This is a genomic window from Actinoplanes sichuanensis (assembly GCF_033097365.1).
Taxonomy (GTDB): Bacteria; Actinomycetota; Actinomycetes; order Mycobacteriales; family Micromonosporaceae; genus Actinoplanes; species Actinoplanes sichuanensis.
Genome location: NZ_AP028461.1, coordinates 8,790,774 through 8,816,411, shown reverse-complemented (window position 1 = coordinate 8,816,411; position 25,638 = coordinate 8,790,774). Strand labels below are relative to the sequence as shown.

Genomic DNA, 25,638 nt, shown 5'->3' with positions numbered 1-25,638 from the left:
AGCGGCGGCCACGACTTCGGAGCCGGCTCGCCGGCATGCTGGTCCTCCCCCTGCTCGCGGTGGCCGGTGTCTCGTCGATGCGGCTGCTCCAGGTCGGCCAGGAGGCGAGTGACGCCGAGCGGGTCGCGCAACTCGCCGAGCTGGGTACCGACATCTCCAACCTGAGCCGACTGCTGCACGACGAGCGGATGGCCGCCGTCGAGTTCCTGGCCACGCCGGACGGGCCGGTCACCGGCTTCCGTGAGGCGGTCAAGGCGGTCGACTCGCAGGCGCGGGAGTTCCGTACCGACCGGGCCGCGATCGTACTGATCCCGGAACGGGTCGAGACCCGCCTCACCGCCATCGAGGCCCAACTGGGCAGCCTGACCGACCTGCGGACCGCGGTCGACGCGCGCAGCGTGCCGGGGTTGGCCGACGTGGCGCAGCGCTACGGCGCCGTCCTGGCCGGCCTCGACGGGTACGAGAACCTGCTGAGCCAGATCGCCGAGCGCGGTGAGGTCGCCGACGGCCTGCGTACCGTCGCCGCGTTCACCGAGTTGGAGAGCGCCGCCACCGAACAGGCCGCGTTGGCGTACATCGCCCGGGCCACCGACAGCCTCGACGCCGAGCGGCAGCGGGCGCTGATCGCGGCGCAGGCCACCCGCGCCTCGGCCCTCGCCGACCTCCGTGAGGTGGCCACCCGCGACCAGGTCGCCCTGGTCGACTCGGTGCTCGCCGATCCGGCGATCGCCCGTGCCGACGAGCTGAGCGCCCGCCTGACCGGTGACGGAGCAGCCGGTCTGGACGAGGTCTCGGATGCCTTCGGTGACGTGACGGTGCTGTTCCGTGGCGTGGAACGGCAACTGGAGGAGCAGACCGTCACCCTCGCCGAGGACGCGCGGACCTCCACCACCCGCCTGGCCACCGTCGAGTTCATCACGGTGCTGGTGGTCCTGATCGCGACCGTCACGATCGCCGTCTATCTGGGCCGGTCACTGCTGCTCTCGGTGCGCCGTCTGCGGGAGGGCGCCCTCGCGGTGGCCAGCCGGGACCTGCCCGAGGCGGTCAGCCTGCTCCAGGACGTGGAGAGCCTCGGTGAGGGCGGCGTCGACCGGATCGTGGCGCAGAGCCGTGACCCGATCAACCTCGCCGACCGTGACGAGTTCGGCGAGGTGGCCGAGGCGTTCAACATGGTCCACCGGGAGGCCATCCGGGTCGCCGCCGAGCAGGCCGCCCTGAGGATCAGCCTCTCCACCATGTTCCTCAGCCTGGCCCGGCGTAGCCAGTCGCTGGTCGACCGGATGATCGGCGAGCTCGACCAGATCGAGCGGATGGAGGAGGACCCGAAGCGGCTGGCCCGCCTCTTCGAACTCGACCACCTCGCCACCCGGATGCGCCGCAACGACGAGAACGTGCTGGTGCTGGCGGGCGCCGAGGTCGGCACCCCGCGCCGCGAGGACGCGCTGCTGATCGACGCGCTCCGGGCCGCCCAGTCGGAGATCGAGCTCTACCACCGGATCGAGTTCGGCACCGTCGACACCGACGTACTGATCACCGCGGCCGCCGTCAACGACGTGGTCCGGCTGATCGCCGAACTGCTCGACAACGCCACCCGCTTCTCCGCGCCGGACACCGTGGTGATGGCGCAGGCCGGGCGGCTCGGGGAGCACGCCGTGATCCGGATCGAGGACCGCGGCCTGGGCATCTCCGCCGAGCAGATGGAACAGCTCAACATCAAGCTCAGCGAACCGGCCGATGTGGACGCCTCGGTGTTCCGGCTGATGGGTATCGCGGTGATCGGCCGGCTGGCGTCCCGGCACGGCATCCGGGTCGAGCTGCGACCCGGGCCGGAGGGCGGTGTCGTCGCCGAGGTGACGCTGCCCGCCGACATCATCGTCATGCCGGGCGCGCCGAGCCCGCTGCCACCGCGGGCGGCCAGCTGGACCCGGCCGGGACCGCCGCCCCAGTTGCCGATCGGGATCCCCCGCAGCCCGGAGGCACGGCCGGTGGTGCGTACCGCTCCACCGCCGGCCCCGGCTCCGGTGCGGACGGCGCCTTTGGGCGTACCCATGTCCGAATTGGATTTGAACCCGACGCCGAACCGCCCGAAGTTGCCGACGCGGGTTCCGAAACCTGTGGATCCGGTTCCCGCCGCCGAAGCGGCACCGGAGCCCCCGCCCCCGCTGGCGCCGCCCGCGTCCATTCAGATGGAGATGCAGCACAGCTGGTTCGAGGGTGAGGACGAGAAGGCCGACAGCCACGGCATGCCGACCGCAGGGTACGCCCCGCCGCCGACACCGCCGACCGCTCCGGCCCAGCCCGCCCCGAAACCGCGCCCGACCAACGGGGACGAGCGCTGGCGGACCGCGGCCGACGAGGGCTGGCATCGCGCCATGGCGGCGTCCGACCCCAAGGATGCCGGTATCACCCGGTCCGGGCTCCCCAAACGGATCCCGCAGGCCCAACTCGTCCCCGGCGGAGTGGAGGCCACCCCGCGGGCGCAACAGCGGCGCAGTCCGGATGAGGTTCGCGGGCTACTTTCCGCGTATCACAGAGGAGTGCAACGAGGGCGGACGGACGGCGTTGCCGAGACCGCCGCCGCGGCAACACAGGCTCCTAAGGAGAACGAACAGTGACCAGGCCCCCCACCATGCACGACATGGGCTGGCTGCTCAGCAACTTCGCGGACAGTGTCGCGGGCATCGCGCACGTGATCGCGGTCTCCGCCGACGGGCTGCTGCTGGCCTCGTCCCGGGACCTGCCAGGTGATCGCGCCGACCAGCTCGCCGCCATCACCTCCGGCGTGGTCAGTCTCACGGACGGCGCGTCCCGGATGTTCAACGCCGGCGCGGTGCAACAGACCATCATCGAAATGGACAGCGGCTATCTTTTCCTGATGTCCATCAGCGACGGTTCATCGATGGCGGTCCTGGCAGCGCGCAGTTGCGATGTCGGTCAGGTCGGCTACGAGATGGCCCTGCTGGTGGAGCGCGTCGGCGCGGCATTGTCGCCAGCGGCGCGCGAGGCCGTCAGCCACTAGTCGCCGGGGTTGATCGCCCTGGCGGAGACGAGGTGACCGCGACATGACACAGCCGCATGATCCCCGGGGCAACCTGGTGCGGCCGTATGCGGTCACGCGCGGCCGGACCGAACCGAGCCGGGACATCCCGATCGAGGCGCTCCTGTTCGCGAGTCCGGCGGCCGTGCAAGAGGCGCGGTTCGCCGGACACGACAAGTACCGCATCGCCGTGCTGTGTGAGCCGAAAGCGATTTCGCTGGCCGAGCTCGCGGCGCACACCCGGTTACCACTGGGGGTAACCCGGGTGCTCGTCGCCGACATGGTCGCCGACGGATTGCTACAGCTGCACAGTGCCGCTCCCAAGACCGGCTTCACGGAGCGGATGGACCTGCTGGGAAGGGTGTTGGGTGGACTTCGCAAGCTCTGAGGAGCGGACGCGGCCGAATCCCGCCGAGATCACCTCCGCGAAGATCGTGGTCGCGGGTGGCTTCGGCGTGGGTAAGACGACTCTCGTCGGGGCGGTCTCCGAGATCGAGCCACTCACCACCGAAGCGGTGATGACGGTGGCCGGCCAGGGGATCGACGACGCCTCCAAGGTGCCGGAGAAGGGCAGCACCACGGTCGCCATGGACTTCGGCCGGATCACCATGGCCGAGGACCTGATCCTCTATCTGTTCGGCACACCCGGGCAGACCCGGTTCTGGTTCATGTGGGACGAGCTGATCCGTGGCGCGGTCGGCGCGGCCGTGCTGGTGGACACCCGCCGGCTCACCGACGCGTTCGCGCCCCTCGACTACTTCGAGAACCGGCATCTGCCGTACCTCGTCGCGGTCAACTGCTTCGACGGCGCACCGCGCTACGAACCGGAGGAGGTCCGGGAGGCGCTGGCCATTCCGGCTCGGGTGCCGCTCGTGATGTGTGACGCCCGCCACCGCGACTCGGTGAAGTCGGTGCTGATCAGTGTGGTCGAGCACGCGATGACGACGCTGGTGGCCGAGCACGAGCGGGCCACGCCCGTCGGCTGATCCCCTCAGAGGGGGATCCGGTAACCGCGTTTCACGACGGTCTGCACGACTCCGGGCACGGCCAGACCGGCCCGGAGTCGGGCCACCGCCATCTCGACGGCGTGCTCGTCGGCGCCACGGGGCAGGGCGTGGAGCAGCGCGGCGCGGGACAGGACCCGGCCGGGGGAGTTGGCGAGCGCCCGGAGGACCGCCATCGGGGCGGGCGCCAGCGGACGGAGCTCGCCGTCTACCACCGCGGCATGGCCGCGGAGGGTGATCGAGTGGCCGGACACCTGGAACGTCACGGCCCGTTTCGGCAATTCATCCACGATGGTACGAACCAGCGCGCTCAGCCTGGCCCGGTGGGGAGTGGCCACCGGGATGCCGAGGCGACGCAACGGAGCCGAGGTGACCGGACCCACACACGCGGCCATCACGTCGTCCCGGAGAGCGTCCAGCAGACTGTCCGTACCGGGCCCGGCCGCACGCAGCACGGCCTGCACGGCGGCGGCTGAGGTGAACGTCACGGCATCGACCAGTCGCCCCATGATCAGATCGGTCAGCCGGTGCAGCGGTGCCGGATCGGTCGGCGGCGCCCAGCGGTAGACCGGCAGCTCGATGACCCGGGCGCCGGCCGACTCCAGAGCCTCGGTGTACTCCGGCTGGCTCTCCCCGTGCAGTTGCATGGCGACGGTCAATCCGGCCACCCCGCGGGCGGTCAGATGCTCGACGACCTCCTCGTAGCCCTCGCCCTCGGGGGACCACCGGTCCTGCAGCCCGGCGGCGCGGACCGCGGCCCGTGCCTTCGGCCCGCGGGCCACCAGGTAAGCCCGGGAGAGCACGGTGCGAAGCGGCTCGCCGAGACCCCAGTTCTCCGCCGCCTCCAGCCAGCCGCGCATACCGATACCGGTGTTGACCAGCACGATGTCGGGTGGGGTGTCGAGGCAGGCGCGGGTGGCGGCGCGTAGCTCGGCGTCGTCGGAGATCGGAACGATCCGCAGGGCCGGGGCCAGCACCACCCGGGCGCCGCGCGCCTCCAGGAGGGTGGCCAACTCGTCCTTGCGACGGTCGGCGGTGACGCCGATCGTGTAGCCGGACAGCGCGGAGGCCGGCTCCGCCAGAGCGGCCGCCGTCAGCACCGCCCGTCGGGCGCCCGGGGTCCGGTCGGTCATCCGATCCCCGGGTCGAGAAGTCGCGGCGTGGCCGAACGGTCCACCGAAGGGCACGCTCGAAGCCCGCCGTCCTCAGCGTAGACCCGCTCCCACGTCACGCTTGCGTTCCTCGCCATGCCTCCGTCCGGGGCACGCCGCGACTCCTCTGCACCGAACCGGCGAGCCGGCTCGGTGAACACCGTCAGGTCCGTCCTCAACCCTGACGATGGTCTCTCCATGGTGCGCCAGAAGGCGCGGCTTCGGCCAATGCCGGGCCGCGTCGTCCTGAGGTCCGCACCGTTGGCCATGCACCGAAGCGTGCCGGGGTGGAATTTCCTATGAGCGTCCCATTTGTTTCGAGCCTGCTAAGTCGGCCCGGTCTTCCGGGTGCGACCCGCTGTGAGGGGGTCCGCGGTGCGGAGTATGCTGGGCTCGTTTGGAGTTCATCGGGCTGAGGGTTTGCAACCAGAACCTTCGCCGGATGTTTTATGCCCTGAACACTGCCTGTTTTGACCACACGCCGCGCAGCCGGGTATCGTTGCCTGCTGTTGTGCGACTGATGCGAGTGGTCCCTCTGCGGGGTTGCTTGACGCATCGGCTCGATGCGGCCAGCGCGCACCCTCAGACCGACGACGAGACAAGGTAATTCTGTGCGTACGTACAGCCCGAAGCCGGGTGAAATCGAGCGTCAGTGGCACATTATCGACGCTTCTGACGTCGTTCTGGGTCGCCTGGCCACCCACACCGCGAACCTTCTGCGTGGCAAGCACAAGCCGACGTTCGCCCCGCACGTCGACACCGGCGACTTCGTAGTGATCATCAACGCCGGCAAGGTCGCCCTGACCGGCAACAAGCGGCAGACCAAGGTCGCCTACCGCCACTCCGGCTACCCGGGTGGTCTGAAGCAGGTCGGCTACGAGGAGCTGCTCACCAAGCGCCCCGAGAAGGCGATCGAGCTGGCCGTCAAGGGCATGCTCCCGCACAACAAGCTCGCGCGGCAGATCATCAAGAAGCTGAAGGTCTACCCGGGCGCTGAGCACCCGCACGCCGCTCAGCAGCCCCAGCCGTTCGAAATCAAGCAGATCGCGCAGTGAGCGCGGGAGAAGGCAGCAGCATGTCCGACATCATCGAGCCCGAGGTCGTCGAGACCGTCGAGGAGCCCGCTGAGACGGTCGTCGTCGTCGAGACGGCCGCGCCGGCCCCGGTCCGCGCCCCGCGCCCCGGTGGACGTCCGATCCAGACCGTCGGCCGCCGCAAGGAGGCCATCGTCCGGGTGCGTCTCGTGCCCGGCAACGGCAAGATCACCTGCAACGGCCGTGACCTCGAGAACTACTTCCCGAGCAAGGTCAACCAGCAGCTCATCCGTGAGCCGCTCGTCACCGCTGAGCGGACCGAGCAGTTCGACGTGATCGCCAACCTCCGTGGTGGTGGCATCACCGGCCAGGCCGGCGCCCTCCGCCTCGCCATCGCCCGTGCCCTCATCGAGAGCGACCCGGACGACCGTCCCGCTCTGAAGAAGGCCGGCTTCCTGACCCGTGACGCTCGGGTCAAGGAGAGCAAGAAGTACGGTCTCAAGAAGGCCCGTAAGGCTCCGCAGTACTCGAAGCGCTGATTTTTGCGCCTCGGTCCGTATCGACGGCCGAGTACGCCCCTTTTCTCAAGGGGTGTGCTCGGCCGTCGATGTTTAGGTTCGACTCCCTCCCCAACTAGCCGTTCCGGTACTCGTGACCAGCCGAACACTGATGCAGGCTTGAGGTCGCAATCACCGGTGAAAGGAAGCCGCCATGGGGCGACTCTTCGGCACGGACGGCGTTCGCGGCCTCGCGAACGGCGATCTGCTCACTCCGGAACTGGCCCTGTCGGTCGCCGTAGCGGCGGCCCGGGTGCTGGTCGAGACCGACGGCAGTCACCCGCCGCTCGCCATCGTGGGGCGTGACCCCCGGGCCAGCGGCGAGATGCTCGAAGCCGCCGTCGTCGCGGGGCTGGCCAGCGCCGGAGCCAACGTGGTCCGGGTCGGGGTACTTCCCACACCGGCTGTCGCCTACCTCGTCGGGCAGACCAACGCCGACCTCGGGGTGATGATCTCCGCGTCGCACAACCCGATGCCCGACAACGGGATCAAGCTGTTCGCGGCCGGCGGCACGAAGCTGCCGGACGAGCTCGAAGAGCGCATCGAGAAGGCGATCGAGGACGGCCACGGACTGGTCGGACGCCCCACCGGCGCCGGGATCGGCCGGGTCAACGACCTGCTCGACGGCGCCGAGTACTACATCAAGCACCTGGTCGAGTCGATCCCGCACCCGCTCAACGGGCTCAAGGTCGTGGTCGACTGCGCCAACGGGGCGGCCAGCGAGGTCGGGCCGGTGGCATACCGGGAAGCCGGCGCCGAGGTGATCGCCATCCACGCCGAGCCGGACGGGCTCAACATCAACCTGGACTGCGGCTCCACCCACCTCGACTCGCTCCGGGAAGCGGTCCTCCGGGAAGGTGCCGACCTCGGCATCGCCCACGACGGCGACGCCGACCGCTGCCTGGTCGTCACCGCCGCCGGCGAGGTCGTCGACGGCGACCAGATCATGGCGATCCTGGCGCTCGCCATGCGCGACGCCGGCACGCTCACCGACGACACCCTGGTCGCCACCGTGATGAGCAACCTGGGGCTGCGCATCGCGATGAAGCAGTCCGGCATCCGGCTGCTGGAGACCAAGGTCGGCGACCGGTACGTGCTGGAGGAACTGCAGAACGGCGGCTACGCCCTCGGCGGCGAGCAGAGCGGTCACATCGTGATGCCGGCCTTCGCCACCACCGGCGACGGCGTGCTCACCGGCCTGCACCTGATGTCGCAGATCGCCGCGTCCGGCAAGTCGCTCGCCGACCTGGCCGCCGTGGTGCACAAGCTGCCGCAGGTGCTGATCAACGTGAAGGTCGGCAACCGGGACGCGGGCGCCTCCGCCCCGACCGTGCAGGCCGCCGTCGCGCTCGCCGAGAACGAGCTCGGTGAGACCGGTCGGGTGCTGCTGCGTCCGTCCGGCACCGAGCCGCTGGTCCGGGTGATGGTCGAGGCCGCCACCGAGGATCAGGCCCGCGCCGTGGCCGAGCGGATCGCCGACGAGGTCCGGTCGGCCAGCCCGGCCTAGCCCGTCGAACCCGCCTAGCCCCGCAACCTGCGAACCGCCTCGTCGATCACGTCGAGGCGTTTGCAGAAGGCGAAGCGGATCAGGTGCCGGCCCGCGTCCTGATGGTCGTAGAAGACCTGGGTCGGCACCGCCACCACCCCGGAGCGGGCGGGCAGCGCACGGCAGAACTCGACGCCGTCCGTTCCGCCCAGCGGCCGGATGTCGGCGGTCACGAAATACGTCCCGTAGGACGGGAACACCCCGAACCCGGCGTCGCGTAGTCCGGCCGTCAGACGATCCCGGTTCGCCCGCATCCTGGCGTTGAACTCGGTGAAGTAGGCGTCCGGGAGCCCGAGCGCGACCGCCACGGCCGGCTGCAACGGCGAGGCGTTCACGAATGTCAGGAACTGCTTGACCCGCTGCACCGCGGAGACCAGTCGCGCGGGCCCGGTGGCCCAGCCGACCTTCCACCCCGTGCAGGAGAAGGTCTTGCCCGCCGACGAGATGCGCAGCGTGCGGTCACGCATCCCGGGCAGGGTCGCGAGCGGGATGTGCTCGCCGTCGAAGACCAGGTGCTCGTAGACCTCATCGGTGACGGCGAACGCGTCGTACTCCTGGCAGAGCTCGGCGATCAGCGTCAGCTCCGCACCCGAGAAGACCTTGCCGGTCGGGTTGTGCGGGGTGTTGAGCAGTACCAGCCGGGTGCGCGGCCCGAACGCCGCCCGCAGTGCCGCCTCGTCGAACTCGTACCGCCCGCCCATTTCCGGTCGCAGCGTCACCGGCCGCCGGACCGCCCCGGCCAGTGTGATCGAGGCGGCGTAGGAGTCGTAGTACGGCTCGAAGCACACCACCTCGTCACCCGGCTCGCAGAGCGCCAGGATCGCCGCCGCGATCGCCTCGGTGGCTCCGGCGGTGACCGTCACCTCGCTGTCCGGATCCCGTTCCAGACTCCAGAACCGCTGCTCGTGGGCGGCGATCGCGTGCCGCAACACGGGAATGCCGGCCAGCGGAGGGTACTGATTGGCCCCGCTCGCCAGGGCCTCGGCGGCCGCGGCGAGCATCTCCGCCGGTCCGTCCGTGTCCGGGAAGCCCTGACCGAGGTTGACCGCCCCGGTCCGGACCGCGAGCGCCGACATCTCGGTGAAGATCGTCGTGCCGAACGGGCGCATCCGCTCGACGAGGGGATCCGCCGGGATCGAGGTGGTCACCGTGCTCCCTGGTTGCCGTGGGATCAGTAGAGCGTGAGGTCAGTAGAGGACGAGCTCGTAGCAGTTGGCGGTGGCCAGGCCGCCCTCGGCGGTGTGCTCGGTGACCGTCTTGCCGTCGACCGTGGCCCGGCAGCTGATCGAACCGGAGTCGACGCTGGTGCGCACCGCGATGACCGAGACCACCGACGGGTTCTTCATCGTGGTCGTGATCTTCCAGGGCAGCTTGGCGTTGGCGACCCGCTTCGGTGTGCCGTCCAGCTTCTCCATGTAGAGGATCTCGGCCGGACCGTCGCCGCTCACCTCATACGTCACGGTGATCTCCTTGCCTTCGCCGAGGCCCGGAAGGTCGGTCGGCAGGGCCGGGAAGTCGGTCGGCAGGCCCGGTAGGCCCGGCACGCCGGAGGGCAGCAGGTCGGGGAAGGTCGGCTCGGTGAGCGGCTCGGCGGCCTTCTTGGCGTCGTCGGTGACCTCGTTGACCTTGTCGACCGTCCGGTTGACCAGGAGCACCGAGGCCGTCACCACACCACCGCAGAGCAGCAGTGTGATCGCCAGGACCAGGGCGATCAGCGGCGCCTTGCTGCGCCGTGGCGGTCGGGGCGGCGGACCGTAGCCGGGCTGCGGCGGGTAGCCGGGCGGCGGGGAGTAGCCGGGCTGTGGCGGGTAGCCGCTGTTCGGGTCGTACGGCGGCGGCTGCGCATAGCCGGGATCGGGGCCGACCGGCGGGAACTGAGCGGTCGGGGGGTAGTCGGGCGGCGGCGTGAAGTGCGGTGGGCGGGGTGGCTGCCGCGGCTCGCTCGGATCGCTCATCTTTCCTCCCGGTGGGGGCACCGTCTTCCGACGGTACGCCAGCGCCGCACGGCGAGGATCAACCACCCGTACGGCCTACAGAGGTGACGACCTGGTTGGACTAGGCTTCCGATCACATGCGATGCTCATAAGTGGTCCTCCCGAGCATGACGGATGAGCGAAAGTCGGTTAGGCTGCCCGTCATGTGTGGGATCGTGGGTTACGTAGGTAATCGTCCGGCATTGAGTATCGTCATCGACGGGCTCCGCCGCCTTGAATACCGCGGTTACGACTCCGCGGGCGTCGCCATCGTCGACGGCGGCCTGCTCAAGACCGAGAAGAAGGCGGGCAAACTCGCCAACCTGGAGAAGGCGCTGGCCGAGCGGTCCGGCGACGGCATCGAGGCCGGCGTCACGGGCATCGGCCACACCCGCTGGGCCACCCATGGCGGGCCGACCGACCGTAACGCCCACCCCCATGTCTCCGTCGACGGCCGGGTCGCCGTCATCCACAACGGCATCATCGAGAACTTCGCCCGTCTGCGCGTCGAGCTCGAAGCCACCGGCGTCGAGTTCCGCAGCGACACCGACACCGAGTGCGCGGCCCACCTGCTCGCCGCCGAGATGCGCAAGCTGCGCGAGTCCGGTGCGGAGGACGGCCCGGCCATGCTCGCCGAGGGCATGCGCCGCGTCGCCAACCGGCTCGAAGGCGCTTTCACCCTGCTCGCCGTCGATGTCGACGTACCCGACGCGGTCGTCGCCGCCCGGCGCAACTCGCCGCTCGTGGTCGGCCGTGGCAACGGGGAGAACTTCCTGGCCAGTGACGTCTCCGCGTTCATCGAGCACACCCGCGAGGCGATCGAGCTGGGCCAGGACCAGGTCGTCCTGATCACCCCGGCCGGTATCGAGATCACCGGCTTCGACGGCTCGCCGGCCATCGGCACCGAGTTCCACATCGACTGGGACGCCTCGGCCGCGGAGAAGGGCGGCTACGAGTACTTCATGCTCAAGGAGATCGCCGAGCAGCCGCAGGCGATCGCCGAGACCCTGATCGGCCGGCTCTCCGAGCGCGGCGAGATCATCCTGGACGAGGTCCGCCTCACCGACCAGGACCTGCGCGACGTGGACAAGGTGTTCATCGTCGCCTGCGGTACCGCCTACCACGCCGGCATGGTCGCCAAGTACGCCATCGAGCACTGGGTGCGCATCCCGTGCGAGGTGGAGCTGGCCAGCGAGTTCCGCTACCGCGACCCGATCCTGGACCGGTCCACTCTGGTCATCGCGATCAGCCAGTCCGGCGAGACCATGGACACCCTGATGGCGATCCGGCACGCCAAGGAGCAGAAGGCCCGGGTCCTGGCCATCTGCAACACCAACGGCTCCACCATCCCCCGTGAGTCGGACGCCGTCCTTTACACCCACGGCGGCCCGGAGATCGCGGTGGCGTCCACCAAGGCGTTCCTCACCATGCTGGTCGCCTGCTACCTGATCGGCCTGCACCTGGCCCAGATCCGCGGCGTCATGTACGCCGACGAGGTCGCCGCCGTGGTGTCGCGTCTGCGCCGGACCCCGGACAACCTGCGTGACCTGCTCGGCCGGATGGAGGAGGTGCGGGCCCTGGGCCGGGATCTCAAGACCGCCTCGACGATGCTCTTCATCGGCCGGCACGTCGGCTTCCCGGTGGCGCTGGAGGGCGCGCTCAAGCTCAAGGAGCTCGCCTACATCCACGCCGAGGGTTTCGCCGCGGGCGAGCTCAAGCACGGCCCGATCGCCCTGATCGACAAGGGCACCCCGGTGGTCTGCGTGGTGCCGTCCCCGCAGGGGCGCGGCGTGATGCGGGACAAGGTCGTCTCCAACATCCAGGAGGTACGGGCCCGGGGCGCCCGCACCATCGTGATCGCCGAGGAGGGCGACGAGGACGTCCGGCAGTTCGCCGATCACCTGATCTATGTGCCGCACACGCCGACGCTGCTCGCCCCGCTGATGACCACGGTGCCGTTGCAGATCCTCGCCTGTGAGATCGCCTCGGCCCGCGGTTACGACGTGGACCAGCCCCGCAACCTGGCCAAGTCGGTCACCGTCGAGTGAAGAGCCGCTGAGGCGCCGGCTCACGGCGTCCCGCCCAGGGTGAGTCGGGCGAGGGCGTCGAGAGCCGGCCCGCCCCGGTCCCAGTAGCCCAGGTGGCCCGCGTCGAACTGGCTGGGGAAGACGCGGGCACCGAAGCCCGGCTCGCTCGGGTCGCGGCCGAACCACAGATGCCTCTGCCCGTCCGGTAGGAGGTCCTTGGGGGCGACCGCGAACTGGATCGGGTCGGTGAACGACGTCGTCGACCACACCCGGTCGGCGGGGAACCGCAGCTCGGACGCCGAGTCCACGCCGATGCCGGGTGAGCCGACGAAGACCACGGTGTCGGCGGACAGCCCACCGGCGGCCGCCGCCGCACCCACCACCAGCGAGCCGTAGCTGTGCCCCAGCACCGTCTGATGCGCGGGCCCGCTCTCATGGGTGGCCCGCAGCGCCTCCTGGAACCGGATCAGTTCCGCGGCGCCGTCCCGCGCCGGACGGTCCGAGGCGGCCTCGTGCACGAAATCCGGGGCGTCGTAGTCGAGCCACAGCACCGCGCTCGCCGACTCGGCCGGGCCCAGCTCACCGGCGCGCACCGCGACCCGCTCGGCCCGGGTCAGCTCGCCGCCCAGCGACTTCAGATCCGAGGTCATGCCGGGAACATGGGTGAGGACGTGCGCGGAGCGGTCCGGGTCGCCGAGGGCGACCACGGCACGGCCCTCACCATCAAGACCGAGACCGATCAGGTACGCCCGGGGCGCGCCCTCCTCCTCCAGGCGTGCGGTCAGCCGGTCCAGCCCGTCGCGCAGGTCACGGACCCGGTCGCGATCGGTGCCGGCGGCCCGCATCCGGTCCAGTTCGACCCGGGCGTCGTCGAGCAGGAGCCGGTTCGCGATGTCGCGGTCGGCGACCGGGATGCCGTCGGCCCCGGCGAACGCGGCCGGGGAGGTGACCAGCAGCCACGTGCGCTCGGCCGGGGAGAACCGCTCCCACCAGCTGCGGACCTCGCCGGCGGTCGCGGTGCACGGCGGGAACGTGGCCGGGGCCGGGTGCGGTGGGATCTCGGCCAGGGCGGTGAGCCTGGTGGTGGCGGTGCGGTCGGCCTCGGCGGCGACGGCCAGGGCGCGGGACAGAGCACCGGTGACGGCTCTGACCGCCTCTTCCGAGCCGGGGTGGCCGTGGACCGTACCGTGATCGTCGATTTCCAAGCCTGAACCTCGCGCCGCCGCGCTTGCCCGGTCGAGAAGGGCGCGGGCCCGGCCGAGGGCCGCGGCGAACTCGCAGAGTGCCTGGTCGGCCCGCCAGCAGACCACCCGGAAGAACGCCGCGCGGCGGCGCAGCCCGCCGAGCCGGGCCAGGGCGGCCTCGGCCGCGGCGCCGGACCAGGACGCGGGTAACCGGCTCAGCAGCGTGCCGAACTCGGTGCACAACGCCCCGGCCAGGGCCGCCCATCGGCGCCAGGAGAGCGCGGTGGCCAGCCAGCGGCCCGGATCGGTGGCCCGGAGCCGGGCGTAGGTGACGGCGGGCGAGTCGACGGTGTTCATCGGCCCCGCCGGGTGCCGCCGAGGCGGGTGGCCGCACGGGCGTCGGCCTCCTCGTAGGCCGCGGCGGCGGCGTCGGTCCGGGACGCGGTCTCGGCGGTGTCCCGGCCGATGAGGCCCACCATGCGGCGGGCGGAGTCGGCGGCGAGAAGGTTGGCGGTGGTGGTCGCCCAGTGCGGGGCCGGGTCGGCGACCGGGGCGGAGGCGGCGGCACCGGTGACCCGCTCGGCGAAGGCGGCGATGGCCGTCGCCTCCCGGTGCAGGCCCGCGGTGTCGACCTCGAAATCAGGATTCATCGGGCAAACCTCCTAGGGGCGAGGGGATGCGACGACGTTAGAGGCCCGCGAGGGTCGTCCGGGGCGGCCTGTGGACGACCGTGCACAGGCCTTGCGCCCGCAGACAGCGTCCTGATAGGCGGGCGGGCCCGGGAAAGTGACCGGATGCGCCGATAGGGTGACGTTGTGATCGTGTCTGTCGGCATCGACGTCGTCCTGGTGGAACGCTTCGCCCGTGCGCTGGACCGGACCCCGCTGCTCGCGGACCGGCTCTTCACCGAGGCCGAGCGGCTGACCAGGTCCGGGAACCCGAGGTCGGCCGAGTCGCTGGCGGCCCGGTTCGCGGCCAAGGAGGCGGTCGCCAAGGCGCTCGGCGCACCCGTCGGCATGCGCTGGCACGACTGCGAGATCGTCACCGATCCGGACGGCCGGCCGTGGTTGACCGTCTCCGGTACGGTCGCCGCCGCAGCGACCGAGCGTGGCATCGGTCGATGGCATCTGTCCTTGTCACACGACGGCGGGATCGCCTCGGCGATGGTGGTCGCCGAGGCGGGCAGCGAGTGATCGCCGACAACTAGGAGGAACCTTGCGCCAGGCATGGCGGGTCAGCGATGTGCGGGCGGCCGAGAAGAACCTGATGGCGACCCTGCCCGAGGGCACCCTCATGCAACGGGCGGCCGCCGGTCTGGCCCGGCGCTGCGCCCTGCTGTTGGAGAAGACCGGCGGGGTGTACGGAGCACGCGTCCTGCTGCTGGTCGGAAGCGGTGACAACGGCGGCGACACGCTCTACGCCGGAGCCGCGCTGGCGAAGCGGGGCGCCCAGGTCCGGGCCCTGCTCCTGACCCCGGGGCGGGTGCACCTGGCCGGCCTGGCCGCGCTGCGCCAGGCGGGCGGCTTCACCACTCGTGACCTGCCGGCCCGGGCTGACCTGGTGCTGGACGGCATCGTCGGGATCGGGGCCGGCGGCGGGCTGCGGTCCGAGGCGGCGGCGATCGTGCGGGAGATCGGCGGCCTCCGGGGCCGGACCGGTGACCGGGCCGTGGTGGTGGCCGTCGACGTCCCGAGCGGTGTGACCGTGGACACCGGCGACGTGCCGGGCGAGGCGGTGACCGCCGACGTCACGGTGACCTTCGGCTGCCTCAAGCCGGCCCATGTGCTCGGCCCGGCCACGGTCCGCTGCGGTCAGGTGGACCTGGTGGACATCGGCCTCGGCCCGGCGCTGACCGGGGACCCGGCGGTGCGGGTGCCGGACGCCGCCGACATCGCCGCCTGGTGGCCCCGGCCCGACGCCACCTCGGACAAGTACAGCCGCGGCGTGGTCGGCCTGGCCACCGGCTCGGCGTTCTACCCCGGCGCGGCCCTGCTCTCCACCGCGGGCGCGTTGGCCGGCCCGTCCGGCATGGTGCGGTACGCGGGCAGTGCGCACCGTGAGGTGGTCCGCGCGCACCCGTCGGTGGTGGTCGCGGACCGGGTCGCCGACGCCGGTCGGGTGCAGGCCTGGGTCTGCGGCTCCGGGCTCGGCTCCGGTGACGAGGCCCGCACCGAGCTGCGCAGTGTCCTCGCCACCTCGTTGCCGGTGCTGCTGGACGCGGATGCGATCAACCTGCTGGTCGGGGGTGAGCACGCCGACGACCTGCGGCGGGACGCTCCGCTGGTGCTCACCCCGCACGACGGCGAGTTCAAGCGGCTGGCCGGGGAGGCGCCAGCCGCGGACCGGGCCGGTGCGGCCGCGCGACTGGCCGTCTGGACCAACGCCGTGGTGCTCCTCAAGGGCGACCGGACCATCGTGGCCACCCCGTCCGGGGAGATCTGGGCCAATCCCACCGGTAGCCCGGCGCTCGCCACGGCCGGGAGCGGGGACGTGCTGGCCGGGCTGCTCGGGTCGCTGCTGGCGGCCGGGCTGCCGGCGGCTCGGGCCGCGGTCGCCGCCGCCTACGTGCACGGGCTGGCCGGTCGCCGGGCCGCCGAGGACGGGCCGGTCACGGCGTCGGACGTGGCCGCCGCGCTGCGTCCGGTGCTGGCCGATCTGTCGGCTCACCCGGCCTGAGGACTGTCCGGCGGAAATTGTCGTACGCCTCAGTAGGGTGGAGGCATGTGGCAGGCCGAAGTCCGTGTCGATCTGGACGCGATCCGGGACAACGTCGCGATGCTGCGCGCCCGCACCTCCGCCGAGGTGCTGGTGGCGGTCAAGGCCGACGGCTACGGTCACGGCCTGGTGCCGGCCGGTCGGGCCGCGCTGGCCGGCGGCGCCACCTGGCTCGGCGTCGCCACTCTCGACGAGGCGCTCACGCTGCGCCGGGCCGGTGTCGAGGCACCGGTCCTGGCCTGGTTGCTCAGCCCCGGCCTGCCGTTGCACGAGGGGGTCGAGGCCGGCGTCGATCTGGGCGCCGCGACCACCGGCCTGGTCGACGAGCTGGTGTCGGCCGCCCGCCGGGCCGGGCGTCCGGCCCGCGTGCATCTGAAACTCGACACCGGCCTGGCCCGTGGCGGCGCCGGCCGGGCCGACTGGCCGGCCCTGCTGGAGGCGGCGGCCAAGGCCCAGGCCGACGGTGACCTCGAGGCGGTCGGGGTGTGGAGCCACTTCGCCTGCGCCGACGAGCCCGGTCACGAGTCGATCGACAGGCAGTTGGCCGCGTTCCACGAGGGGTTGGCCCTGGCCGCGACCTACGGCATCACACCGCGCTATCGCCACATCGCCAACTCGGCGGCCACACTGACCCGGCCCGACACACATTTCGACCTGGTCCGGGCCGGGATCGCGGCCTACGGTCTGTCGCCGGTCGCGGGGGAGACCTACGGGTTGCGGCCGGCCATGACGGCCCGGGCCCGGGTGACCCTGGCCAAGCGGGTTCCGGCCGGTCAGGGTGTGTCCTACGGGCTGACCTACTCGACTTCGCGGGCGACCACACTGGCCGTGGTCCCGCTCGGCTACGGCGACGGTGTGCCCCGGCACGCGTCGAGCGCCGGTCCGGTGCGAGTCGGCGGCACGACGGCCCGGATCGCCGGGCGGGTCTGCATGGATCAGTTCGTCGTCGACGTCGGTGACGAGCCGGTGGTGCCGGGTGACGTGGCGATCCTGTTCGGCCCGGGTGACGACGGTGAGCCCACCGCCGACGACTGGGCGGCCGCCACCGGCACCATCAACTACGAGATCGTCACCAGGTTCGGCAGCAGCCGCGTGCCACGCCACTATGTCGGGGAGGTCGCCCGGTGAAGCGGTCACGCGTCGTCAAGGGCGCGGGCATATTCGGGGCCGCGGTGGGTGTCGCCGCGGCCGGTCTGGCCACCGCGTTCGCGGTGGAGCGGGCGCTGGTCCGGCGCTCGGTCAACGCGCCGGGCGACCCGTTCGTCGACGAGCCGTTCGGTGACCAGCCGTTCGACCGGGAGCTGACGGTCACCGCCGCCGACGGCACCGACCTGCATGTGGAGATCATCGAGCCGGCCGGTGCGCCGGGTGAGCCGACGATCGTCTTCGTGCACGGGTTCGCGCTGGACATGGGCACCTTCTACTTCCAGCGCAAGGCGCTGGCCGAGCGGGGCTCACACCGGATGGTCTTCTACGACCAGCCCGGTCACGGCCGGTCCAGCAAGCTCAAATCCGGGACGTATGACCTGGCGGCGCTCGGCCGGTCGCTGGCCGCGGTGCTGACCGAGGCCGTGCCGGAGGGCCGGATCATCCTGGTCGGACACTCGATGGGCGGCATGACGATCATGGCGTTCGCCGAGCAGTTCCCGGCCTGGTTCGGTAACCGGGTGACCGGCGTGGTGCTGATCTCGACCTCGGCCGGTCTCTTCGACAAGGCGAAACTCGGTATCACCAACGTGGTGGCCCGGGTGAGCGCCCCGTTCTTCCCGCTGTGGGACAAGGCGGCCCAACTCGGCGGCGGCACCATCGACCGGGCCCGGGTGGCCTCCTCCGACCTGGCCTGGCTGCTGACCAGGCGCTATGGGTTCGGTGAGGCCAAGCCCAGCCCGTCGCTCGTCACGTTCGTGGAGAGCATGAATTCGAAGACGTCCGCGGAGACCCTGACCAAGTATCTGCAGACGCTCTACACCCACAACCGCATCCCGGCGCTGTCCGCACTGCGCGGCGTCCCGGTGTTGGTGGTCGTCGGCGACCGTGACTACCTCACCCCGGTGACCCACTCCGAGCAGATCATCGAGAATCTGCCCGAGGCCGAGCTGTTGAAGATCGAGAACAGCGGGCACGTGGTGATGCTGGAGAAAGCCGATCAGGTAAACGCGGCGCTCATCCCCTTCCTGGAGAAACTGACGTGAAGCTGGCGACCGTCGAGGACACCCGTGAGTTCGGGCGGCGGCTGGCCGGTCTACTCCGGCCCGGCGACCTGGTGCTGCTCACCGGTCCGCTGGGGGCCGGTAAGACGGCCCTGACCCAGGGCATCGGCGCCGGGCTCGGCGTGCAGGGCCCGATCACCTCACCGACCTTCGTGATCGCCCGGGTGCACCGCGGCCCGGTGCCGCTGGTGCATGCCGACGCGTATCGGCTGGGCGACCGCCCGGACCCGCGCGCCGAGATCGACGACCTGGACCTGGACGCCTCGGCCGACGACGCGGTCACCGTCGTCGAGTGGGGCGTGGGCTTGGTCGAGCAGCTCAACGACGAATACCTGCAGGTCCGGCTGGACCGGCTGGACGACGACACCCGCACTGTCGAACTGTTGCCGCACGGCGGCGACTGGGCACACCGACTGGAGACCATGTGAACCTGATCGAGCAGCTGCCGGCCGAGTGGCGCGCCGAGCTGTCCCCCACCTCGACGCCGCCGCGACCACCGCCCTGGGTGAGTGGGTGGCCGGGGAGTACGCCACGGAGACGATCTACCCACCGGTGGAGGACCTGTTCGCGGCCTACCGGCTGTGCTCCCCGGCGCAGACCCGGGTGCTGATCCTGGGGCAGGACCCGTATCACGGTCCCGGCCAGGCGCACGGGCTCAGCTTCAGCGTTCGTGAGGGGGTCCGCCGGCCGCCGTCGCTGAGCAACATCTTCAAGGAGCTCAACGAGGACCTGAATGTGCCGAAGCCGCCGGGTGGCGACCTGACCGGCTGGGCGAAGCAGGGTGTGCTGCTGCTCAACGCGGTGCTGACGGTCCGGGCGGGCAAGGCCGGGTCGCACGGCAACAAGGGCTGGGAGGCGTTCACCGACGCCACCATCAAGGCCCTCAACGAGCGCGACGAGCGGATCGTGTTCCTGCTCTGGGGCAGTTACGCGAAGAAGAAGGCGGCGCTGGTCACCAACCCGGTGCACGCGGTCCTGGAGGCGGGCCACCCGAGCCCGCTGAACCGGGTCGGTTTCCTCGGCAGCCGTCCGTTCAGTGCCGCCAACAAGGCCTTGGCCGACGGTGGACGGCCGGTCATCGACTGGGACCCGCGGGCCACCGTCTAGGGTTTCGCTGTGCTGGTACTGGCCTTGGACACCGCAACTCCCGCGTCGACGGCGGCGCTCGTCGAGGTGACCCCGGACGTGTTGTCCGGGATCGCCGAGCGCCGCACCGTCGATCCACGCGCGCACGGGGAGCGCCTGGCCCCGGAGATCGCCGCCGTGCTGGCCGATGCCGGGCTGCGTCCACGTGACCTCACCGCGATCGTGGCCGGGCTCGGACCGGGGCCGTTCACCGGTCTCCGGGTCGGGCTGGCCACCGCGGCGAGCATGGGGCAGGCGCTGGGCGTCCCGACCTACGGGGTGTGTTCGCTGGACGGTCTGGGTCGGGCCGCCGGTCCGGGTCGGGTGCTGATCGCCACCGATGCGCGGCGGCGTGAGGTGTATTTCGCGACGTATGCCGACGGGGAGCGGGTGACCGGCCCCGAGGTGGCGAAACCGGCCGATGTGGCGGGCCTGCTGCACGGCGCGGTGGGCGGGTCCCTCCCGTCGGGGCTGCTGGTCGGCGCGGGGGAAGCGGCAGGTGGGCCGGCCCGCGGCGGGGACGATGCGGGAGCCTCGGTGGCCGGGCTCGTTGATCGGGCCGCGGGCGAGGGTGCCTTGAAATACGGGGACCTGTTCGGCGTACCGGTCGAGGAGCATCTGCTGTATCCGCCGGGCGCCGCGCTGGTCGCGTTGGCGGCCGATCGCATTCGCGAGGCCGCGCCGAGCGAGATCCTGACGCCGTTGTATCTGCGGCGGCCGGACGCGGTCGAGCCCTCGGCCCGCAAGCCGGTGCTGACGTGATCGGCGACGTCTCCGACGGCGGCGGGCAGCCGGCGGCGCTGATCGAGCGGTTCCGGTGGTGGCACATCGAAGAGGTGCTGCCGATCGAGGAGGATCTCTTCGGGCCGGAGAAATGGTCCGCCGCGATGTTCTGGAACGAGTTGGCGACCGGCCAGTTTTATTTGGCGGCGCTCGACGGTCAAGAGGTCGTCGGATATGCCGGACTGTCCGTCGTGGACGAGCACGAGTCCTGGGTGCAGAACATCGCGGTCCGGCGCGACGCCCAGCGGCACGGCCTCGGCCGGCGGCTGCTGGAGGCGCTGCTCGCCGAGGCGGCCCGGCGCGGCACCCGCAAGACGCTGCTCGAGGTGGCCGTCGACAACGCGCCGGCGCAGCGCCTCTACGCGAGTCATGACTTCGAGCCGGTCGGCATCCGGCGCGGCTACTACCAACCCAGCAACACGGACGCCCTGGTGATGATGCGCGATGCGTGACGAACCCCTGGTCCTCGGGATCGAGACCTCCTGCGACGAGACGGGTGTCGGCATCGTGCGCGGGCACACCCTGCTCGCTGACGCGCTGGCGTCCAGCGTGGATCAGCATGCCCGGTTCGGTGGGGTGGTGCCCGAGGTGGCCAGCCGTGCGCACCTGGAGGCGCTGGTCCCGACCATGCAGCGGGCGCTGGACGAGGCCGGGGTGACCCTGGCCGACGTCGACGCGATCGCCGTGACGAGCGGTCCCGGCCTGGCCGGTGCGCTACTGGTCGGGGTGGCCGCGGCGAAGGGGTATGCGCTGGCCGCCGAGAAGCCGATCTACGGCGTCAACCACCTGGCCGCGCACGTGGCGGTGGACACCCTGGAGCACGGGCCGCTGCCCGAGCCGGCGGTGGCGATGCTGGTCTCCGGCGGCCATTCGTCGCTGCTGCTGGTCGACGACCTGACGGCGGGGGTGACGCCGCTCGGCGCGACCATCGACGACGCGGCCGGTGAGGCGTTCGACAAGGTGGCCCGGCTGCTCGGGCTGGGTTTCCCGGGCGGGCCGATCATCGACCGGTCGGCGCGCGACGGCGACCCCGCGTCGATCGTCTTCCCGCGCGGGTTGACGGCGGCGAAAGACCTGGTGGCGCACCGGTTCGACTTCTCCTTCTCGGGGCTGAAGACAGCGGTGGCCCGCTGGGTGGAGGCGCGCGAGCGAGCGGGCGAGCCGGTTCCGGTGGCCGATGTGTCGGCGAGTTTCCAGGAGGCGGTCTGTGACGTGCTGACCGCGAAAGCGATCGACGCGTGCCTGTCGAACGGAGTGCAGACCCTGGTCATCGGTGGTGGGGTGGCGGCCAACTCGCGGCTGCGGGTGCTGGCCGAGGAGCGGGCCGCGAAACACGGGATCGCGGTGCGCGTACCCCGGCCGGGTCTGTGCACCGACAACGGCGCCATGGTGGCCGCGCTCGGCTCGCACCTGGTGAAAGCCGGCGTGGCACCGAGTCGTCTCGATCTGCCGGCGGATTCGTCCATGGGTTTGACCGAGGTCAGTGTCCCGGGGTAGGAAGCCTTCATGATCGCGCGGATGTGGGAGGTGCGGGCCTCGCGCAGTGGCTTCAACGAGCTGCTGGCCTGGGTCTGCGACACGGCGGTGCCTGCCCTGGAGGTACTGCCACAACATGTGTCGAGTGACGTCTATTCGTCCACCGATCAACGCATCGTCGTCATCACCAAATGGCGCAACTCCCCGGAGAACCTGCGTACCCCGCCGGAAAACCTGGTGGCACGCGCTCCACACGTCTGGGATTTCCACCCGGTCGATCGCTGACCAGTCGCAGTAGTCGCACCTCGGCCTTACCGTCGGGGCCTGATGCGAAGACTGCCTGTGCACGATCCCGGTATTCCCGACTTTCGATCTGCCACCCGATATCTGCTCTGGCTGATCCGGCGTTCGCGCCTGACGGTCGCCGTCGCGGCGCTGCTGGCGATCGCCTGGATGGGTTGTCAGGCGCTGGTGCCCGCGGTCGTCGGCCGGGCCGTGGACGCCGCCGTCGACCGGGACACGACCACCCTGGCGGCCTGGGCGGCGCTGCTGCTCGGGGTCGGGCTGGTGCAGGCGGTCACCGGCATCGCCCGGCACCGGTTCGCGGTCACCAACTGGCTGTCGGCGGCGTTCCGGACCGTGCAGGTGGTGGTCCGGCAGGCGAACCAGCTGGGCTCCACGCTGCCGCGCCGGCTCGACGCCGGTGAGGTGGTGGCGATCGGCACCTCGGACATCACCCACATCGGCAGCGCGGTCGACATCACCTCGCGGGGCATCGGCTCGCTACTCGCGGTGATCACGGTCACCGTCGTGCTGCTACACACCTCGGTGCCGCTGGGGCTGGTGGTGCTGCTGGGCGTACCGCTGCTGATGTCCGTCGTCGCGATGTTGATCCTGCCCCTGCACCGGCGGCAGCGGGTCTACCGGGAGCGGCAGGGCCATCTCACCGGGCGGGCCGCGGACCTGGTCGGCGGCCTGCGAGTGCTGCGCGGGGTGGGCGGCGAGGCGACCATGGCGGCCCGCTACCGGGTCGAGTCGCGGGCGCTCGGCGCGGCCGGGGTGCACACCGCCCGGATCGAGGCGCTGCTGGAGGCGGCCCAGGTGCTGCTGCCCGGGCTGTTTCTGGTGCTGGTCACCTGGCTGGGCGCGCGGTTCGCGGCGGACGGGCGGATCACCGTGGGGCAGTTGGTGGCGTTCTACGCATATGCCGCGTTCCTGGTCGCGCCGCTGCGGCAGCTCACCGAAGCGATCGACAAGCTGACCCGTGGGCACGTCTCCAGCCGCCGGGTGGTCACCATGCTGCGCGAGCGCAGCGATCTTCCGGACCCGCCGGTTTCGGCGCCACTCCCGGCAGGTGATCTCTTCGATCCCGTTTCGGGGGTACGGGTGACGCCCGGCCGCCTGACCGCGATAGCCGCCACGGCCCCCGCCGATGCGACCCGGATCGCCGATCGACTGGGCCGGTACGCCGACGGTGCCACCCTGGGCGGTGTCCCACTGGCCGACGCCGCCCGGTTCGACGTGCGCGCACGGATCCTGGTCGCCGACAACGAGGCCCGCCTGTTCTCCGGCCGTCTTCGGGCGGACCTCGACCCGTACGCCGCCGAAGGTCTGGAAGTCGCTCTGGAAGTCGCGGCGGCCACCGAGATCGTCGAGGGACTGCCGGACGGCCCGGACGCCGTGGTGACCGATCGCGGCCGCTGCTTCTCCGGCGGCCAGCAGCAGCGGCTGCGCCTGGCCCGAGCCCTGATCGCCGACCCGGAGGTGCTGGTCCTGGTGGAGCCGACGAACGCGGTCGACGCGTGGACCGAGGACCGGATCGCCGAGCGGCTGCGGGTCGCCCGGACCGGCCGGACCACGGTGATCTGCACGAACAGCCCGCTGCTGCTGAGCCGGGCCGATCATGTCTGCTTCGTCGAGGACGGCCTGGTGACGGCGACCGGCACCCACGCCGACCTGCTGACCGCCGCACCCGGCTACGCCCGTCTGGTCCGCCGCGGGAACGGGGCGGCGTCCGACCCGGAGGACGCGGAGAAGTGACCCGGCTGCTCCCGGTTGCGAGCGCCGCGCAGGCCCGTCGCTACGCCCGTGACCTGATTCACCAGTACCCGGGCCTGTTCCGGGCCACGATCAGCCTGCACGTGGCCGCCGCGCTGGCCGGCCTGGCCGCTCCCCGCCTCCTCGGTGAGCTGGTGCAGGGCGTCCACGACCGGGCACCGATGTCCGAACTGGACCGGTTGGCCCTGGCGATCGGCGGGTTCGTGCTGGTGCAGACGGTACTGATCAGGTTCGCGCACGTGGCATCGGCGCGGCTGGGGGAACGGGTGCTGACCCGGCTGCGGGAGGAGTTCGTCGGCCGGGTGCTCGCGCTGCCGCTGTCCACGGTGGAGCGCGCAGGTTCGGGGGACCTGCTGACCCGCACCACCCGGGACGTGGACGCACTGTCCAAATGCGTCAGGTTCGCGGTGCCGGAGACGCTCATCGCCCTGATCACTCTGGGGCTCGTGGTCGGGGCGTTGCTGCTGGTCAGTCCGGTCTTCGCGGTGCCGTTGCTGATCGGGGTACCGATCATGGCGGCCGGAACCCGGTGGTACCTGCGGTACGCGCCCCGCGGCTACCTGCGACAGAACGCCGCCTACTCGGACGTGACCGAGGGACTGACCGAGACGGTGGACAGCGCCCGAACCGTCGAGGCGCTCGGCCGGCAGCGGCAGCGGGTCGCCCGTACCGACCTGGACCTGCGGCGCTCCTGGCGGGCCGAGCGGTACACGCTGCACCTGCGGACCGTGTGGTGGCCGGTGATCGAGATCAGCTACGTGGTGCCGATGGTGCTGACCCTGCTCATCGGCGGCCGGCTCTACCTTGACGGCCGGGTGACCCTCGGTGCGCTCACCGCCGCGTTGATCTACGTGCAGCAGTTGGTCGACCCCCTGGACCGGCTGGTCGGCTGGCTCGACGAACTGGAGGTCGGCGCGGCCGCCCTGGCCCGGCTGCTGGGTGTCACGGCCGATCCGGCGCCGGCGATCACCGACGTCCCGAAGCCGGTCGGCACCCGGATCGAGGTACGCGACGTGCGGTTCGCCTACGAACCGGGACGTGAGGTGCTGCACAGCGTCGACCTGGTGCTGGAACCGGGTGAACGGCTCGCCGTCGTCGGGGTCTCCGGGGCGGGCAAGTCCACCCTGGGCCGGCTCCTCGCCGGAGTGCACCGGCCCACGTCGGGCAGCATCACGATCGGCGGCGTGCCGTTGGACGCGCTGCCGCCCGACCGGCTGCGTACCGAGGTCGCCCTGGTCACCCAGGAGCACCACGTCTTCATCGGCACCCTGCGCGACAACGTGGCGATGGTCCGGCCCGGCGCGCAGGAGGGCGAGATCCGGGCCGCGCTCACCGCGGTCCAGGCCCTCACCTGGGTCGACGCGCTGCCGGACGGGCTGGACACGGTGGTCGGCTCGGGTGGCCGGCCACTGACACCGGCACAGGCGCAGCAGGTGGCACTGGCCCGGCTGGTGATCGCCGACCCGCACACGCTGGTGCTCGACGAGGCGACCGCGATGCTCGACCCGCGGGCCGCCCGGGATCTGGAACGCTCCCTCGCCGCCGTGGTCAGCGGGCGGACCGTGGTGGCGATCGCGCACCGGCTGTTCGCGGCACACGACGCCGACCGGGTCGCGGTGATGGCCGACGGGCGGATCGTCGAGCTGGGGTCACACGACGAGCTGGTGGCGGCGGGTGGGGCGTACGCCGAGCTGTGGAACTCGTGGCAGGGCGACGGCATGAAAAAGGCGCGCCCGGAAGGCGCGCCCTTTCCCTGAA

Annotated in this window: 24 protein-coding genes and 1 pseudogene; 20 read left to right on the top strand and 5 right to left on the bottom strand. The window is 71.4% G+C overall.

Translation table 11 applies throughout. The features are described 5' to 3' along the window. Positions 1-35 precede the first annotated feature (35 nt). The 4 genes from Q0Z83_RS40390 to Q0Z83_RS40375 are packed head-to-tail and all read left to right on the top strand — an operon-like array spanning position 36 to position 4,023. Positions 36-2,615: a sensor histidine kinase gene (locus Q0Z83_RS40390; protein ID WP_317788664.1), complete on the top strand. Its 2,580-nt coding sequence runs from the start codon at positions 36-38 to the stop codon at positions 2,613-2,615. Next, a complete protein-coding gene (locus Q0Z83_RS40385) occupies positions 2,612-3,019 on the top strand; it encodes a roadblock/LC7 domain-containing protein (RefSeq protein ID WP_317788663.1) in 408 nt (135 codons plus the stop codon). The genes Q0Z83_RS40390 and Q0Z83_RS40385 overlap by 4 nt, the downstream gene beginning before the upstream one ends. A gap of 43 nt (positions 3,020-3,062) precedes the next feature. Next, on the top strand, positions 3,063-3,425 hold the full coding sequence (locus Q0Z83_RS40380; protein ID WP_317788662.1) for a DUF742 domain-containing protein: 363 nt from the start codon (positions 3,063-3,065) through the stop codon (positions 3,423-3,425). Further along, positions 3,406-4,023 carry a GTP-binding protein gene (locus Q0Z83_RS40375; RefSeq protein WP_317788661.1) on the top strand — a complete coding sequence of 206 codons (618 nt, stop codon included), beginning with the start codon at positions 3,406-3,408 and terminating at the stop codon, positions 4,021-4,023. The genes Q0Z83_RS40380 and Q0Z83_RS40375 overlap by 20 nt, the downstream gene beginning before the upstream one ends. Before the next feature lie 5 nt (positions 4,024-4,028). Here Q0Z83_RS40375 and Q0Z83_RS40370 read toward each other — a convergent pair whose 3' ends face one another. Then, positions 4,029-5,174, bottom strand: coding sequence for a uroporphyrinogen-III synthase (locus Q0Z83_RS40370; RefSeq protein WP_317788660.1), 1,146 nt, complete (start codon positions 5,172-5,174; stop codon positions 4,029-4,031). Positions 5,175-5,803: 629 nt separating this feature from the next. On the opposite strand from Q0Z83_RS40370, the gene rplM reads away from it, so the two are divergent. From rplM to glmM, 3 genes are all read left to right on the top strand, one after another. After that, positions 5,804-6,247: a 50S ribosomal protein L13 gene (rplM, locus tag Q0Z83_RS40365; RefSeq protein WP_014440773.1), complete on the top strand. Its 444-nt coding sequence runs from the start codon at positions 5,804-5,806 to the stop codon at positions 6,245-6,247. A gap of 20 nt (positions 6,248-6,267) precedes the next feature. Continuing rightward, entirely contained in the window at positions 6,268-6,765 is a 498-nt protein-coding gene (gene rpsI, locus Q0Z83_RS40360; RefSeq protein WP_093618721.1) for a 30S ribosomal protein S9, read from the top strand. A 172-nt stretch (positions 6,766-6,937) separates the two neighbouring features. Beyond that, positions 6,938-8,290, top strand: a complete 1,353-nt coding sequence (gene glmM, locus Q0Z83_RS40355; protein ID WP_317788658.1) for a phosphoglucosamine mutase — start codon at positions 6,938-6,940, stop codon at positions 8,288-8,290. 14 nt (positions 8,291-8,304) lie between these two features. Here glmM and Q0Z83_RS40350 read toward each other — a convergent pair whose 3' ends face one another. Next, positions 8,305-9,465, bottom strand: coding sequence for a pyridoxal phosphate-dependent aminotransferase (locus tag Q0Z83_RS40350; protein ID WP_317797248.1), 1,161 nt, complete (start codon positions 9,463-9,465; stop codon positions 8,305-8,307). 51 nt (positions 9,466-9,516) lie between these two features. After that, entirely contained in the window at positions 9,517-10,284 is a 768-nt protein-coding gene (locus Q0Z83_RS40345; protein ID WP_317788657.1) for an MmpS family transport accessory protein, read from the bottom strand. A gap of 146 nt (positions 10,285-10,430) precedes the next feature. Here Q0Z83_RS40345 and glmS point away from each other — a divergent pair, with 146 nt between their 5' ends. Then, positions 10,431-12,350 carry a glutamine--fructose-6-phosphate transaminase (isomerizing) gene (gene glmS, locus Q0Z83_RS40340; RefSeq protein WP_449701847.1) on the top strand — a complete coding sequence of 640 codons (1,920 nt, stop codon included), beginning with the start codon at positions 10,431-10,433 and terminating at the stop codon, positions 12,348-12,350. A gap of 20 nt (positions 12,351-12,370) precedes the next feature. Here glmS and Q0Z83_RS40335 read toward each other — a convergent pair whose 3' ends face one another. Both Q0Z83_RS40335 and Q0Z83_RS40330 read right to left on the bottom strand, forming a co-directional pair. Continuing rightward, on the bottom strand, positions 12,371-13,870 hold the full coding sequence (locus Q0Z83_RS40335; protein WP_317788655.1) for an alpha/beta hydrolase: 1,500 nt from the start codon (positions 13,868-13,870) through the stop codon (positions 12,371-12,373). Next, complete coding sequence (locus Q0Z83_RS40330; protein ID WP_317788654.1) at positions 13,867-14,163, bottom strand: hypothetical protein; 297 nt, start codon at positions 14,161-14,163, stop codon at positions 13,867-13,869. The genes Q0Z83_RS40335 and Q0Z83_RS40330 overlap by 4 nt, the downstream gene beginning before the upstream one ends. Before the next feature lie 165 nt (positions 14,164-14,328). Between Q0Z83_RS40330 and Q0Z83_RS40325 the strand changes: the two genes are divergently transcribed. The 12 genes and pseudogenes from Q0Z83_RS40325 to Q0Z83_RS40270 all read left to right on the top strand — a co-directional run bounded on the left by Q0Z83_RS40325 (position 14,329) and on the right by Q0Z83_RS40270 (position 25,637). Then, positions 14,329-14,706 (top strand): holo-ACP synthase, encoded by a 378-nt coding sequence (locus tag Q0Z83_RS40325; protein WP_109598675.1) that lies wholly within the window; start codon positions 14,329-14,331, stop codon positions 14,704-14,706. A 22-nt stretch (positions 14,707-14,728) separates the two neighbouring features. Beyond that, on the top strand, positions 14,729-16,189 hold the full coding sequence (locus Q0Z83_RS40320) for an NAD(P)H-hydrate dehydratase (protein ID WP_317788653.1): 1,461 nt from the start codon (positions 14,729-14,731) through the stop codon (positions 16,187-16,189). Positions 16,190-16,234: 45 nt separating this feature from the next. Continuing rightward, positions 16,235-17,356 carry an alanine racemase gene (gene alr, locus Q0Z83_RS40315; RefSeq protein ID WP_317788652.1) on the top strand — a complete coding sequence of 374 codons (1,122 nt, stop codon included), beginning with the start codon at positions 16,235-16,237 and terminating at the stop codon, positions 17,354-17,356. Next, on the top strand, positions 17,353-18,420 hold the full coding sequence (locus Q0Z83_RS40310; RefSeq protein ID WP_317788651.1) for an alpha/beta fold hydrolase: 1,068 nt from the start codon (positions 17,353-17,355) through the stop codon (positions 18,418-18,420). The genes alr and Q0Z83_RS40310 overlap by 4 nt, the downstream gene beginning before the upstream one ends. Beyond that, complete coding sequence (gene tsaE / locus Q0Z83_RS40305; RefSeq protein ID WP_317788650.1) at positions 18,417-18,866, top strand: tRNA (adenosine(37)-N6)-threonylcarbamoyltransferase complex ATPase subunit type 1 TsaE; 450 nt, start codon at positions 18,417-18,419, stop codon at positions 18,864-18,866. Before Q0Z83_RS40310 ends, tsaE begins: the two co-directional genes overlap by 4 nt. Next, a pseudogene (gene ung / locus Q0Z83_RS40300) lies at positions 18,863-19,545 on the top strand (uracil-DNA glycosylase). Before tsaE ends, ung begins: the two are co-directional and overlap by 4 nt. A gap of 9 nt (positions 19,546-19,554) precedes the next feature. Then, on the top strand, positions 19,555-20,325 hold the full coding sequence (tsaB, locus tag Q0Z83_RS40295) for a tRNA (adenosine(37)-N6)-threonylcarbamoyltransferase complex dimerization subunit type 1 TsaB (RefSeq protein ID WP_317788649.1): 771 nt from the start codon (positions 19,555-19,557) through the stop codon (positions 20,323-20,325). Next, positions 20,325-20,798: a ribosomal protein S18-alanine N-acetyltransferase gene (gene rimI, locus Q0Z83_RS40290; protein ID WP_378078903.1), complete on the top strand. Its 474-nt coding sequence runs from the start codon at positions 20,325-20,327 to the stop codon at positions 20,796-20,798. The genes tsaB and rimI overlap by 1 nt, the downstream gene beginning before the upstream one ends. Continuing rightward, complete coding sequence (tsaD, locus tag Q0Z83_RS40285) at positions 20,791-21,843, top strand: tRNA (adenosine(37)-N6)-threonylcarbamoyltransferase complex transferase subunit TsaD (protein WP_317788647.1); 1,053 nt, start codon at positions 20,791-20,793, stop codon at positions 21,841-21,843. The genes rimI and tsaD overlap by 8 nt, the downstream gene beginning before the upstream one ends. Before the next feature lie 9 nt (positions 21,844-21,852). Continuing rightward, positions 21,853-22,107, top strand: coding sequence for a hypothetical protein (locus Q0Z83_RS40280; protein WP_317788646.1), 255 nt, complete (start codon positions 21,853-21,855; stop codon positions 22,105-22,107). A 42-nt stretch (positions 22,108-22,149) separates the two neighbouring features. Then, positions 22,150-23,862, top strand: coding sequence for an ABC transporter ATP-binding protein (locus Q0Z83_RS40275; RefSeq protein WP_317788644.1), 1,713 nt, complete (start codon positions 22,150-22,152; stop codon positions 23,860-23,862). Further along, positions 23,859-25,637, top strand: a complete 1,779-nt coding sequence (locus tag Q0Z83_RS40270) for an ABC transporter ATP-binding protein (RefSeq protein ID WP_317788642.1) — start codon at positions 23,859-23,861, stop codon at positions 25,635-25,637. The genes Q0Z83_RS40275 and Q0Z83_RS40270 overlap by 4 nt, the downstream gene beginning before the upstream one ends. Position 25,638 lies beyond the last annotated feature (1 nt).